Source organism: Streptomyces tubbatahanensis (assembly GCF_022699385.1).
GTDB lineage: Bacteria > Actinomycetota > Actinomycetes > Streptomycetales > Streptomycetaceae > Streptomyces > Streptomyces diacarni.
The window spans coordinates 4,469,864-4,483,043 of sequence record NZ_CP093846.1; the positions used below are offsets into that span (position 1 = coordinate 4,469,864).

Consider the following 13,180-nt stretch of genomic DNA (forward strand, 5'->3'; position numbering starts at 1 on the left):
CCCTCCTTGGGCCTATAAGGGTGTCCCTGCTCCCAGAACCCACTAAGAAGCCTGAAAACGACGAGAGCCCGCGGTCACATGCTCCGCAGGCTCTGTACTGCAAGGGAAACCAAACTGCAACTTGCAGCGAGACTAGCACGGGGGCGCCGACGGTGGAAGGGTCGAAGATCACTCGCTTGCCTCCCCGTTTCTCCCCGCCGGATTTCTCGCCGGATTTCTCGTCGGCTCCCTCGTCGGGTCCCCGGCGGATCCCCCGGCGGATCCCTCGGCAGATCCCCTCGTCGGGTCCCCGGCGAGGACGTCACGCTTACGCTTGGGCACCCAGAGCCGCGAGGGGGGCGGGGACGTGGTCGCGCAGGACCGGCGTGCTGTCGGGCGGGTCAGTTCCGAGAGCGTCAGCAACCAGATCAGTGGCGGCATCTTCTTCAACTGCGTGATCCAGGGGAACAACATCTCCGTGCGGCTACCGCCGGTGATCACCCCGGCGATGGCGGGGCTGCCGGCCCGGGTGGGGGCGTTCGCAGGGCGCGAGGAGATCCTCGAAGCCCTCGTCTCCTCCCTGGCGCCCGACGCCGTCGGCACCGGTGCGGCGAGCGTGTCCGCGCTCGCCGGGCTGCCCGGGGTGGGCAAGACGGAGCTGGCGCTTCAGGTGGCCGCCCGGGCGCTGAGCACACCAGGCTGGTTCCCCGGCGGGGTCCTCTTCGTCGATCTGCTGGGACACACCCCCGGCGCCCGCGGACCCATGGCGCCCGAGAAGGCCCTGCGGTCCCTGCTGGAGGCCCTCGGTATCGCCAGGGAACGGCTGCCGGACGAGCTCCAGGACCTGGCCCGGCTCTACAACTCGGCCCTGAGCGCGTACGCGGACGAGGGCCGCCGGGTCCTCGTCGTCCTCGACGACGCCGCCCACAGCGACCAGGTCAGACCCCTGCTGCCGGGCGACACGCGCACCCCGGCGCTCGTCACGTCACGGCACACCCTCTCCGACCTGGCCAACGTCGCCCTCCACGACCTGGAGGTCCTGAGTGCGCAGGGGGCGGTTCAGCTCCTGCACGGCGCGTTGCGCCAGAAGCGGGGGGAGAGGGACCGCCGGATCGACGAGGACCCCGACGCCGCCGCCCGCATCGCCGAGCAGTGCGGGCGCCTGCCACTGGCCCTGGCCATCGTCGCCTCGCTCCTCGCGGACGTGCCCGGGCGCTCCCCGGCCGCGATGGCCGCCGAACTTCGTCAGGCGAGCCGGCCCCTGGACCGCCTCAGCCGCGACACGCGTGCCGTGCGCGCCGCCTTCGACCTCTCCCACGCCGCACTCCCCGCGGAACAGGCCCGCCTGTTCCGGCTGCTGCCGATGACGCTCTATCCGGACATCTCCGCGGCGGCGGTCGCGGCCCTCATCGACAGCGACGTCGCACACGCCGAGCAGCTGCTCAGGGCGCTGGCACGGGCGAACCTGCTCGGTACCGACGCGACCGGCGAGCGCTGGTACATGCACGACCTCCTCGCCGTCTACGCCGAGGAGCGCAGCGCCGACCACGCGGAGGAGGACGGCGGGCAGGACGCTTTCCCCCGGCTGGTGCTCCACTACGCCGAGCGGGCCGCAGCCGCGGCCTCCCATCTCCGCCCTTCCGAGACACCCGCCACCGATCTGTTCGCCGACCGGGGGGAGGCGCTGAGGTGGCTGACGCAAGAGCACGACAACCTCGTCGTCACCGTGCTGGTGGCCGAGCTCGCGGAGGCCGATGTCCTGTGCTGCGAGCTGGCGCTCCATCTGATGCCGTACCTGTCGGGGCAGCACTACCCGTACGAGTGGGTCACGGTCGGCACGGCGGCCTCCCAGGCCGCCGCCAGGGCGGGCGACCCGGGCCTGCGCGCGACGGTACTGGAGGGGTTCGGCGCGGCACTGGACGCGGCCCGGCGGTACGAGGAGGCCGTCGCCGCTTACGGCACGGCGATCGAGCAGTTCCGCGCGGCCGGGGACCCGGAGGGTGAGGCGGGTGCGCTCAGCCGGCTGGGCAGCGCGCTGGCCTCGCTGCGGCAGCTGGAGGAGGCCCTCGAGGCGCACGCGGCGGCCGAAGCCCTCCACCCCAGACGCGAAGCACTCGGCCCGAACGCGGTCTTGAGTTCGCGCCGTGGCTCCACCCTGCGGGCCGTGGGGCGGTACGGCGCGGCCATCGCCTCCCACACCGAGGCTCTCGCCGCGCACCGGGAGGCGGGAGACCGCGGTGGCGAGGCGGTCGCGCTGAACAACCTGGGCAACGCGCTGTCGGCCGCGGGGGAGTACGAGCGGGCCAGAGCCGCCCATAGCGAGGCACTGTCCCTGTTCCGGCTGACCGGACAGCGGCACGGCGAGGCCGGCTGTCTCAACGGCCTGGGCTCCGCCCTGGTGGACCTGGGGGAGTACGCGCGGGCGCTCGCCGTCCTGGACGAGGCGCTCGACCTCTACGGCGCCCTGGCCGACCCGCACGGCCGGCAGACGGTCCTGAACAACACGGCCGTCGCCCACCTGAGAGCCGGCCGCACCAACGAGGCGCTGGCCGCCCGTCTGTCGGCGCTCGACGCGGCGCGGGAGGCGGGCGACCCCTGCGAGCTGGGTGAGACCCTGACCGCCGTCGGCGGCCTGTTCAACGAGAGTGGACGGTACGAGGAGGCGGTGACGCTCGCGGACGAGGCGGTGAGCCTGCTCAAGGTCGCGGAGCACCACGCACTGCTGGCCGGAGCGTTGCACGTGCTGGCCAACGCGCTGCACGGCGCCGGCCGGCCGGCGCAGGCGATCGAGGCGCGTGCCGCCGCCGTCGCCGCGCACGACGGGGCCGGGGACGAGAGCGCCACGGCGGACGGCCTCGAACACCTCGGACTCGACCTGATGGTCGCGGAGCGGTGGGGTGAGGCCGCGGAGTGCTTCTCCCGGGTGGTGGCCTTCTGGCGGGCACGAGGCGGCCGGGCGGAACTCGCCCGCGCGCTGACGGACCACGGCCGGGCGCTGTTCGAAGCGGGGCGGGCTCCGGAGGCCACCGCCGCGTTCGACGAGGTCCGGTGGGTTCACCGGGCCGCAGGCGACTCCGCACAGGAGGCCGACGCCCTCCTGTGGACGGGCCACGCGCTGCGTGAGGAGGGGCGCGACGACGCGGCCTCGACCGCGTACGCGAAGGCCGCGCTGCTCTCCCGCGCGAGGGGCGACAGGCGCGGTACGCGGCTCGCGTACTCCTGCCTCTTCCTGGCCAGGACCGCGGCGGGCACGGCCGGCTGGCGCGGCTGGTGGGGCTACCTCGGGCTGCGGATGCGGCCGGGCGCGCCCCGGATGTCGAAGGAGCGGGCCGAGAGCCTGCGCCACCGCGCGGTCTTCGACCGCCGGGCGCTCGTCGAGCCCCTCGCCCTCGGCTGCGTCCTGCTGGTGGCGAACGTGCTGGCCTTCCCCGAGCTGTCGGTGGCCGGCCTGTCCGTCGTCGTCTCGGGCGGACTGTGCACCGTCTCGCTCACCCGGTCGCTGATGAGGCGACGCGAGGGACGCAGCCGGCCGACACGAAACCGGCATGGCGCGCATACCGAACGCTGAGTGCTCACCTGCCGGAGGGCATGGCCGGCGCCGGTACCGACCGCGGCCGCGCAGGCCACCGCGCCCCTCATGCGAAACGCGGAATTCCGGGGCGTACTCTCCGAAGAGTGACTGCTAAACCGGCTGATTCGAGGGATGTGCGCACCCGCCCCCGCGTCGCGCACATCCAGTTCCTCAACTGTCTCCCGCTGTACTGGGGCCTGGTCCACACGCACTCCCTGCTGGACCTGGACCTCACTCGGGACACCCCCGAGAAGCTCAGCGAAATGATCATCGACGGGCGGCTCGACATGGGGCCCGTCACCCTCGTGGAGTTCCTGCGCAACGCCGACGACCTGGTGGCGCTCCCCGACATCGCGGTCGGCTGCGACGGCGACGTCATGTCGTGCGAGATCGTCTCCCGCGTGCCGCTGGACCAGCTCGACGGCGCCAGGGTGGCCCTCGGCTCGACCTCGCGCACGTCCGTGCGGCTCGCCCAGCTGCTGCTGTCCGAGCGCTACGGCGTCCAGCCGGACTACTACACCAGCGAACCCGACCTCGAGCGGATGATGAAGGAGGCGGACGCGGCCGTCGTCATCGGCGACGTGGGCCTGCGCGCCTACCTGCACAGGCTGCCGGAGGAGGGTCTCCAGGTGCACGACCTGGGCCGGCTGTGGAAGGAGTGGACGGGCCTCCCGTTCGTCTTCGCCGTCTGGGCGGTGCGCCGCGACTTCCTCGCGCGCTCTCCCGAGACGGTGCGCGAGACCCACCGCGCCTTCCTCGACTCGCGCGACCTGGCCATGGAGCAGGTCGACCAGGTGGCCGAGCACGCCGCGCGGTACGAGGTCTTCGACCCGAAGGTGCTGGAGAAGTACTTCACCACGCTCGACTTCCGCTTCGGCGAGCGGCAGTTGGAGGGCGTGTCCGAGTTCGCCCGCCGCACCGGTGCGACGACCGGCTTCCCGCCCGACGTCCGGGTCGAGATGCTGCGGCCCTGAACCGGGTAGCCCGCGCCCGGACCGCGGGGGCCTCTGGCCGCATGAGCCTCTGGTCGCACGGGCCCGCGCCCCGGGCCGCCCGCGCCCGGGCCGGCTCCCCGGGCTGCGCCTAAGCTGGTGGCGCCCGAGGGGACCCGGAGGGAAGGTGTCCGAGGGGAGGGTGCGGGGCAGCGACCGAGGGGGGCACGATGCAGCCGCTGGAGCCGGAGGATCCGCAGTCACTGGGCGAGTACCGCCTGCTGCGCAGGCTGGGCGTGGGCGGGATGGGCAGGGTCTACCTCGCCCGTTCGACCAGTGGCCGCACCGTCGCGGTGAAGGTCGTCCACCCGCACCACGCGGTGGACGAGGAGTTCAGGCACCGCTTCCGGCGCGAGGTGGCCTCCGCGCGCAGGGTCGGCGGCGCGTGGACGGCACCGGTGCTGGACGCCGACACCGACGGGCCCACCCCGTGGGTGGCCACCGGCTACGTGGCGGGCCCCTCGCTGGCGCAGGCCGTCACCGAGCACGGGCCGCTGCCCGAGCCGACGGTACGGGCGGTGGGAGCGGGGCTCGCCGAGGCGCTGGACCACGTGCACGGGCTCGGCCTGGTGCACCGCGACGTGAAGCCCTCCAACGTGCTGCTCACCCTGGACGGTCCCCGTCTGATCGACTTCGGCATCGCACGTGCCAAGGACGGGACGGCCTCGCTCACCTCCAGCGGCGTCTCGGTCGGTTCGCCCGGCTACATGGCGCCCGAGCAGATCCTCGGCGAGCAGGTCGCCGGGTCCACGGACGTCTTCGCGCTGGGCGCGGTGCTGGTCTACGCGGCGACGGGCGAGGCGCCCTTCCCCGGGGACAGTTCCGCCGCGCTGCTCTACCACGTCGTGCACGGCGAGGCGCGGCTCGACGGCCTGCCGGACGGGCTGCGCGAGACCGTGACCCGGGCCCTGTCGAAGGACCCGGGCGTACGGCCCTCCACCGGTGCCCTCGCCGGGGAGCTGGCGGGCACGGCGGGCGGCGCGGCCGGGCTGGTGCGCAGCGGCTGGCTGCCCGGGCCGATCGTGGAGCAGGTGAGCAGGCGTGCCGTCGAACTGCTGGAGCTGGAGCCGCAGGCCCCGCAGGGTTCGGGTCCTGTGCCGTTCACGACTCCCGCGTACGGGCCTGCCGCGGGTCTCGTGCCGCCGGCCCCCGTGTCGCCGCCGAGCACCCCGCCGCCGGCCGCGCCCGGGGCCGGGTTCGGCCCGCCGGACCCCTCGTTCGGCGAGGCCGTCGCCCACCCCGCCACCGAAGCCGGACCGTCGGGTTCAGCGCCCCCGTCCGCCCCCACCGACCCCGCCGGTCCTCCCTCCGGCCGTCTCGGCCGGGGCGGCCTCGTCATCGAGCGCGGCGCGGGCGCCCCGGCGCCGGAGGAGGACGGGCCGGGAGCGCGGCGCGGGCGGCGGGTCAGCTGCACGCTGGTGCTCTCGCTCGCCTGCGTGGCCGCGGCGGCGCTGTTCGGCACCTACTTCGCGGGCATCCTGCCCGGAACGGGCGGCTCCGGGCACGACAACTCCGCCGAACCGCCCCCGAAGGACGACCCGCCGGGGAAGGGATCGGACGGCGGCGGATCGAGCGGGGGCTCGGACAAGGACCCGCCGGCCGGCGGAGGCGGCCCCGCCACCGTGCCCAAGGGCTTCCTCGGCAAGTGGCGCGGTGACCTCTACTCCGAGCGCGGCATCCCCGTGGGCACGCTGACCGTCACCATCAAGCAGGGCGGCAAGGGCGACACGGTGGCCACCGGGACCGCCGAGCTGGGCGGGACCGAGTGCTCCTCGGAGTGGACCCTCGTCTCGGCGTCGGGCAAGCGCATGGTGGCCGACGCCTCCGGCAGCGAGCCCACCTCCCCGCTGTGCGCACCGGGCAGCCCCGACGAGGAGTTCACGCTGCGCGAGAACGACCGGCTGCGGCTCCAGACGCACGGTGACGGCAACGGGGACGCCTCGGGGACACTCCGCAAGATCGGCTGAGAACCCCTGGCGTACGCTGGTCGGGCGCCGCTGTGCTGTGGTAAGCGGCGAGGTGTATCGAAATGTGCGAAAAGCGCGACCTTTGGAGGGACGCCACGGTGACAGCGCACGCGTCGGAAGCCGACCTGCTCTCCGCCCTCGACCGCGCCGCCACCGGCGGACGCGTCACCCCGCAGGAGGCGCTCGACCTCTACCGCCGTGCGCCCCTGCACGCCCTGGGCGCCGCCGCCGACAAGGCGCGACGGCGCAGGTACGCGGGCACCGAACACATCGCCACGTACATCATCGAGCGGAACATCAACTACACGAACTCGTGCGTGACCGCGTGCAAGTTCTGCGCCTTCTACGCCTCGCCCAAGAGCGACAAGGTGTGGATCCGCGACCTGGACGACATCCTGCGCCGCTGCGCCGAGACGGTGGAGCTGGGCGGCACCCAGATCATGTTCCAGGGCGGCCACCACCCCGACTTCGGCGTCGAGTACTACGAGGAGCACTTCGCCGCCATCAAGAAGGCGTTCCCGCAGCTGGTCATCCACTCCCTGGGGGCCAGTGAGGTGGAGCACATGGCGCGGATCTCGGGCGTGAGCCCGAAGGAGGCGATCGAGCGCATCCACGCCGCGGGCCTGGACTCCTTCGCCGGCGCCGGTGCCGAACTGCTGCCCGCGCGGCCCCGGAAGGCCATCGCGCCGCTCAAGGAGTCGGGCGAGCGCTGGCTGGAGATCATGGAGATCGCCCACGGGCTGGGCGTGGAGTCCACCTCCACGATGCTGATGGGCACGGGCGAGACCAACGCCGAGCGGATCGAGCACCTGCGGATGATCCGTGACGTGCAGGACCGCACGGGCGGCTTCCGCGCGTTCATCCCGTACACCTACCAGCCCGAGAACAACCACCTGAAGGGTCGGACGCAGGCGACGGTCCTGGAGTACCTGCGCATGATCGCCATCGCGCGGATCTTCCTCGACAACGTCGCCCACATCCAGGGCTCCTGGCTGACCACGGGCAAGGACATCGGGCAGCTGTCGCTGCACTACGGCGCCGACGACCTGGGCTCGGTGATGCTGGAGGAGAACGTCGTCTCCTCGGCGGGCGCCCGGCACCGCTCCAACCGGATGGAACTGATCGACCTCATCCGCAAGGCGGGCCGCGTCCCGGCGCAGCGTGCCACCACCTACGAACACCTGGTGGTGCACGACGACCCGGCGAAGGACCCGGTGGACGACAAGGTCGTCTCCCACCTGTCCTCCACCGCCATCGACGGGGGAACCGCGCACCCCGAGCTGGCCCTCATCGACGCGAACTGACAGGCGGACGAGACGACAGTGACCCGGGCAACCCTGGACAAGAAGCCGCACGAGGTCGCCGCCATGTTCGACGACGTGGCGGCCAGGTACGACCTCACCAACGACGTGCTCTCGCTCGGCCAGGCGCGGCTGTGGCGCAGGGCCGTCGCCGACGCGGTGGACGCGCGCCCCGGCGAGCGGGTGCTCGACCTGGCCGCCGGTACGGCCACCTCCTCGCTGCCGTTCGTGGAGGCGGGCGCCTTCACGGTGCCCTGCGACTTCTCCCTCGGGATGCTGCGCGAGGGCAAGCAGCGCCACCCCTGGATGCCGTTCACGGCCGGGGACGCGACCCGGCTCCCGTTCGCCGACGGCGCGTTCGACGCGGTGACGCTCTCGTTCGGGCTGCGCAACGTCAGCGACGTCGACGCGGCACTGGCCGAACTGCACCGGGTCACCAAGCCGGGCGGCCGGGTGCTCGTCTGCGAGTTCAGCCACCCGACGTGGACGCCGCTGCGCACGGTCTACAGCGAGTACCTGATGCGGGCGCTGCCGCCGATCGCCCGGCGGGTCAGCAGCAGCCCGGACGCCTACGTCTACCTCGCCGAGTCCATCCGCGAGTGGCCCGACCAGCCAGGCCTGGCCGCCCGGTTGCAGGACGCGGGCTGGGCCCGGGTCGCCTGGCGCAACCTGACGGGCGGCATCGTGGCGCTGCACCGGGGGTTCAGGCCCCGCTCCTGACACCCCGTCGACGGCGGCCGTTCCCCCACGCGGTCGTTCCCTACGGGTTGCGCTTGGATAAATTCGCTTCCGGCTGAGGCGCGCGCGGGCAACCATGGGTGTGCACCGTGTATCCGTACGTACACGCGCGGTGCACTCTCGCGCCGTCCCTCCCCGGAACGCATCGGAGCGCCATGTCGTCGCCGCCGTCCTCCTGCCCGCGCTGCGGGGCCGCTTCGCCCGCCGAGGCCAGGTTCTGCATGTCCTGCGGAGCCCCGGCGGCCCCCACGGCCCTTTCCGCCCCCGCGGATCCTCCGGCTACCCCGACGTCGGCTCCGTCCGCCCCCTCGTCGGCCCCGCCTGCTCCTTCGGATCCTCCGCCTGCTCCTCCAGAGGCTCCGTCCGCCTCTTCGGGGGCTCCGCCCGTCCCCTCGTCGGCTCCGCCTCCGCCACCCGCGTCTGCCACGCCGCCGCCAGGACCGCCGTCCACGGCTCCGGCGGCGCCGACGGGGGCTCCCGCGCCGCCGTCCGGGGCGCCCGCAGCGCCGCCCGGCGCCCCCGCGACACCGCCCGGGGTTCCGCCGGTGCCCCCGCCGTTCGTCCCCCGGCAACAGGCCGCGCCCGCTGCGGGCGCGGCGCCCGCAGCGCCCGCCCAGCCGACGCCGTTCGGGCTGTTCATGGTGCGCACCGTCAAGGGGGACTGGCTCGGCGCGCTGCGGGTCGCCGCCTGGCCGCTGGTGCTGGTGTTCGTCGCGGCCTGCGCCCTCGGCATCTGGTCCAACGAGGACATCGACGACCTCGACATCGGCTGGGGCACCCGCATGCGGGTCGCGCTGGCCGCCCTGTTGCAGGGCGTCGGCGGCGGCTTCGGCGTCTCCTCCGACGGCACGTCCGACCTCGGCGGTGCGGCCGTCGTCGGCGAGGCCGAGGTGTCGGGACTGCCGCTGCTGGCCACCGCCGTGTGGATCGGCGCCCTGCTGCTCGCGGCCCGCTCCGAGCGGCGGCGCCTGCCGCGGGCCACACTCTCGGCGGGCTTCGAGGCCGCCCTGCGGATCGGCGCGGTCTGCGGGCTCGGCGGACTGGCGCTCGGCCTGTACGCGAGCCCCTCCTACGAGGGTCTTGAACTCGACTCGGCGCCCGGACTCACCCTGCTGTTCTCGTTCCTGCTCTCCACGTTCGTGGCCGCGCTCGTCCTCACCCGCGGCGAGACCGACGCGTGGCTGGCGGGACGGTCCGCTTCCGGCCTCCGTGTCGCCACCGGCGCCCTGCGCACGGCGGCGCTCGCGCTGGTGAGCGTGGTGGCGCTGGCGTCCGTGGTGGCGTGCGTCGTCCTGCTGGCCGCCGAGGACGAGATCAGCGCGGGCGAGGTGGGGAGTCTGCTGGCGCTGCTGCCCAACGTCGGCGCGCTCGCCCTCGCGTTCGCCTGGGGCGCCCCGCTCGACGCGAAGTGGAACATCAGCGACTGGGACGCGGGACGCGAGTCGGCCGGGTACGGGGAGCTCGCGGACGCGGCGGGCGGCTGGGCCGTCGTCGGTACGCTCGCCGGAGGGCTGGCCTGTGCGCTGCTGCTGGGGGTGCTGGTGGCCCGCCGCAGCACCAGCCGCGCCGAACAGCTGTGGGCCGCGGGCTTCTTCGTGCTCGGCGTGCTGCTGCTGGCGGCGGTGGCGGGCGCGGGCTTCGAGGCGCGCTTCCACGAGGCCTCGAACTCCCTGGAGGACCCCGGCTACTCCACGGGGCCAGGACTCACCGGTGAGAGCTTCACCTCCAGCGCCGAGGTCGCGGCGGGCTCGGCCGAGCTGCTGCTCTTCGCCCTGCTGTGGTCGTTCGGAGGCGCGCTGCTGGTGCCGCTGCTGCGCGCGCGGTTCGGCAAGGGCGGCCCGGGGCGTACGGGCCTGGGCCCCACGGGGACGTACGGACAGCCCGGGTACGGGCAGCCGTACTCCCCGGGGTACGGCCCGCAGGGTTACGGGCAGCCCGGATACCCGGGCGGGCACCCGGGCCACGAGCAGCCGACAGCTTGGGGCCACGGGCAACCCGGGTACGGGCAGCAGGGCTACGGACAACCGGGCTACAAGCAGCCGCGATACCCGGGCCATGGACAACCGCCGCACGGGCAGCCCGCACCCGGGCAAGCGGGCCAGGGCCAAGTGGGCCAGGGGCAGGCGGGACAGGGCCAGAACGGGCCGGGGCAAGGGCCGGACGCGTCCGGAGACGGGGCGCCCGGTCCGCACCCGTTCCACCCGACGGGCGGCGGCGACGGCACCGCGCCTCCGCCGCCGTAGTGCGGGCGGGGGCCGGGCCGGGGGGCGGTCCGGGGGGTGCCCCGAATGCCCGCATAGACTGGCCCGGTCAGCCGACCCAGCCAGCATCGCGGGAGTCCTCGTGGCCGATCCCCAGCACAAGGCCGATCCCAGGCCGACACCAGCCTCCGAGCGGTCCGCGGATGTGATCGTCGTCGGGGCGGGTCCCGCGGGTTCGACGACGGCCTACCACCTGGCCCGCAGCGGTATGGACGTGCTGCTGCTGGAGAAGACGGCCTTCCCGCGCGAGAAGGTGTGCGGCGACGGTCTCACCCCACGCGCCACCAAGCAGTTGGTGGCCATGGGCATCGACATCTCCGAGGAAGCGGGCTGGCTGCGCAACAAGGGCCTGCGCATCATCGGTGGCGGCCAGCGTCTCCAGCTGGACTGGCCCGAGCTGGCCAGCTACCCCGACTACGGACTGGTCCGCAAGCGGGACGACTTCGACGAGCAGCTCGCCCGCCAGGCCGAGAAGGCGGGCGCACGGCTGTACGAGCGCTGCACCGTCGGCGACCCGGTCGTGGACGAGCGCACGGGCCACATCACCGGCGTGCACGCCAAGCTGGGCGAGGAGAAGACTCCGGTCACCTTCCACGCCCCGATCGTCGTCGCCGCGGACGGCAACTCGACGCGCCTGTCGCTGAAGATGGGCCTGCACCGCCGCGAGGACCGCCCGATGGGCGTCGCGGTGCGCACGTACTTCACCTCGCCGCGGCACGACGACGACTACCTGGAGTCGTGGCTGGAGCTGTGGGACAGGCGCGGCGAGCAGGAGAGGCTGCTGCCCGGCTACGGCTGGATCTTCGGCATGGGCGACGGCACCTCCAACGTGGGGCTGGGCGTGCTCAACACCTCCTCCTCGTTCAAGGAGCTGGACTGGCGCGAGATCCTCAAGGCCTGGTGCGCCTCCATGCCCGCCGAGTGGGGCTACACCCCCGAGAACATGACGGGCCCGATCCGCGGCGCGGCGCTGCCGATGGCCTTCAACCGGCAGCCGCACTACACGCGCGGGCTGCTGCTGGTGGGTGACGCGGGCGGACTGGTCAACCCGTTCAACGGCGAGGGCATCGCGTACGCGATGGAGTCCGGTGTCATCGCGGCCGAGACGATCGTGCAGGCGCACGCGCGTGCGACGCCGGCGCAGCGCCAGCTGGCCCTGCGCCGGTATCCGAAGGTCCTCAAGGACACCTACGGCGGCTACTACACGATGGGCCGCGCCTTCGTGAAGCTCATCGGCAACCCGAAGGTCATGAAGCTGGCCACCGAACGCGGCCTCTCGCACCCTCTCCTGATGCGCTTCACCCTCAAGATGCTCGCCAACCTCACCGACCCCACGGGCGGCGACGCGATGGACCGCATCATCAACGGCCTGGCCAAGGTCGCCCCCAGGGCCTGAGCCACCCCCCCGGGCTCCGGAGACCGGGGGGGTGCACACACGCCGAAGGGTCCACCGCCGCGAGCGGTGGACCCTTCACCGTGTGAGGTGACGTACCGGGAGCGGTACGCGGTACGTCAGAGCACGCGGACCGCGCCGGTGGGCTGGTCGTAGCTCAGGGGACGCTCCACGACGCCCGTGGAGGAGTTCTGGGCGCCGATGAACTTGCCGCCGCCCACGTAGACGCCCACGTGGTAGGCGCTGCCCGCGCTGCCCCAGTAGAGCAGGTCGCCGGGCTGGAGGTTGTCGAGGGAGACGGAGGTGCCGGCGGTCGACTGCGGCTGCGAGGTCCGCGGCAGGTTGACGCCGACCTGCTTGTAGGCCGCCTGGGTCAGGCCCGAGCAGTCGTACGCGGAGGGCCCGGTGGCGCCCATGACGTAGGACTTGCCGACCTGGGCACGCAGGAAGTTGATGAGGGTGGCCGCGTTGCCGCCCTGCGGCGCGGGGGCGGACGCCGTCGTCAGGGAGTCGCGGTCGGCCGAGCGGGAGGCGGGGGCCTCGTTCTGCTGGGCGGCCTCACGGGCCTTGCGGGCGGCCTCGGCCTTGCGCTTGGCCTCGGCCTTCGCCTTGGCCTTCTCCTTGTTCTCCTTGGCCTGTTCCTTGGCCTCGGAGGCGGCGCTGTCCTGCGCCTGCTGGAGCTGGAACTGCTGCGCCGAGTTCTGGATGGACTCGGCGGCGAGTGCGTTGGAGTCGGCCGTGGAGAGGGTGGGCATCTCGACGGTCTGGTCCGGTGCGTTCTTGTCGGCCGCGAAGGCCGGCGCCGCCGCCGCGGTGAGGGCCATGGTGCCCATGACGCCGCCCGTCACACCCGCACGCAGCGCCGTATTCATCTTGCTGTTGCGGGGCTTCCGGTGGCTGGGTATCTGAGCTTTCGGGGACATGAGGGAATGCCTAGCAGGCGATAAACCCTCCGCTCAACAATCGTGCGATGCGCCA

General features: G+C 73.4%; 8 protein-coding genes. 7 read left to right on the forward strand and 1 reads right to left on the reverse strand.

Features of this window, described 5'->3' with window-relative positions:
* Positions 1-313: 313 nt before the first annotated feature.
* The 7 genes from MMF93_RS19245 to MMF93_RS19275 all read left to right on the forward strand — a co-directional run bounded on the left by MMF93_RS19245 (position 314) and on the right by MMF93_RS19275 (position 12,205).
* Complete coding sequence (locus MMF93_RS19245) at positions 314-3,547, forward strand: tetratricopeptide repeat protein (RefSeq protein ID WP_242753245.1); 3,234 nt, start codon at positions 314-316, stop codon at positions 3,545-3,547.
* 137 nt (positions 3,548-3,684) lie between these two features.
* Positions 3,685-4,524, forward strand: a complete 840-nt coding sequence (locus MMF93_RS19250; RefSeq protein ID WP_242757656.1) for a menaquinone biosynthetic enzyme MqnA/MqnD family protein — start codon at positions 3,685-3,687, stop codon at positions 4,522-4,524.
* Between the two features lie 188 nt (positions 4,525-4,712).
* Complete coding sequence (locus MMF93_RS19255) at positions 4,713-6,509, forward strand: serine/threonine-protein kinase (RefSeq protein WP_242753252.1); 1,797 nt, start codon at positions 4,713-4,715, stop codon at positions 6,507-6,509.
* Between the two features lie 62 nt (positions 6,510-6,571).
* Positions 6,572-7,813 carry a cyclic dehypoxanthinyl futalosine synthase gene (mqnC, locus tag MMF93_RS19260; RefSeq protein WP_242753255.1) on the forward strand — a complete coding sequence of 414 codons (1,242 nt, stop codon included), beginning with the start codon at positions 6,572-6,574 and terminating at the stop codon, positions 7,811-7,813.
* Between the two features lie 18 nt (positions 7,814-7,831).
* On the forward strand, positions 7,832-8,530 hold the full coding sequence (locus MMF93_RS19265; RefSeq protein ID WP_242753257.1) for a demethylmenaquinone methyltransferase: 699 nt from the start codon (positions 7,832-7,834) through the stop codon (positions 8,528-8,530).
* 563 nt (positions 8,531-9,093) lie between these two features.
* Complete coding sequence (locus tag MMF93_RS19270; RefSeq protein ID WP_242753259.1) at positions 9,094-10,791, forward strand: hypothetical protein; 1,698 nt, start codon at positions 9,094-9,096, stop codon at positions 10,789-10,791.
* Positions 10,792-10,891: 100 nt separating this feature from the next.
* Complete coding sequence (locus MMF93_RS19275) at positions 10,892-12,205, forward strand: geranylgeranyl reductase family protein (RefSeq protein ID WP_242753261.1); 1,314 nt, start codon at positions 10,892-10,894, stop codon at positions 12,203-12,205.
* Positions 12,206-12,321: 116 nt separating this feature from the next.
* Here the strand turns inward: MMF93_RS19275 and MMF93_RS19280 are convergent, their stop codons facing one another.
* Positions 12,322-13,125 (reverse strand): C40 family peptidase, encoded by an 804-nt coding sequence (locus MMF93_RS19280; RefSeq protein WP_242753263.1) that lies wholly within the window; start codon positions 13,123-13,125, stop codon positions 12,322-12,324.
* Positions 13,126-13,180: the final 55 nt, after the last annotated feature.

Coding starts and splice junctions, on each gene's coding strand:
- MMF93_RS19255 (WP_242753252.1), top strand. CDS start 4,713: ATGCAGCCGCTGGAGCCGGAGGATCCGCAGTCACTGGGCGAGTACCGC.
- mqnC (WP_242753255.1), top strand. CDS start 6,572: ATGTGCGAAAAGCGCGACCTTTGGAGGGACGCCACGGTGACAGCGCAC.
- MMF93_RS19280 (WP_242753263.1), bottom strand. CDS start 13,125: ATGTCCCCGAAAGCTCAGATACCCAGCCACCGGAAGCCCCGCAACAGC.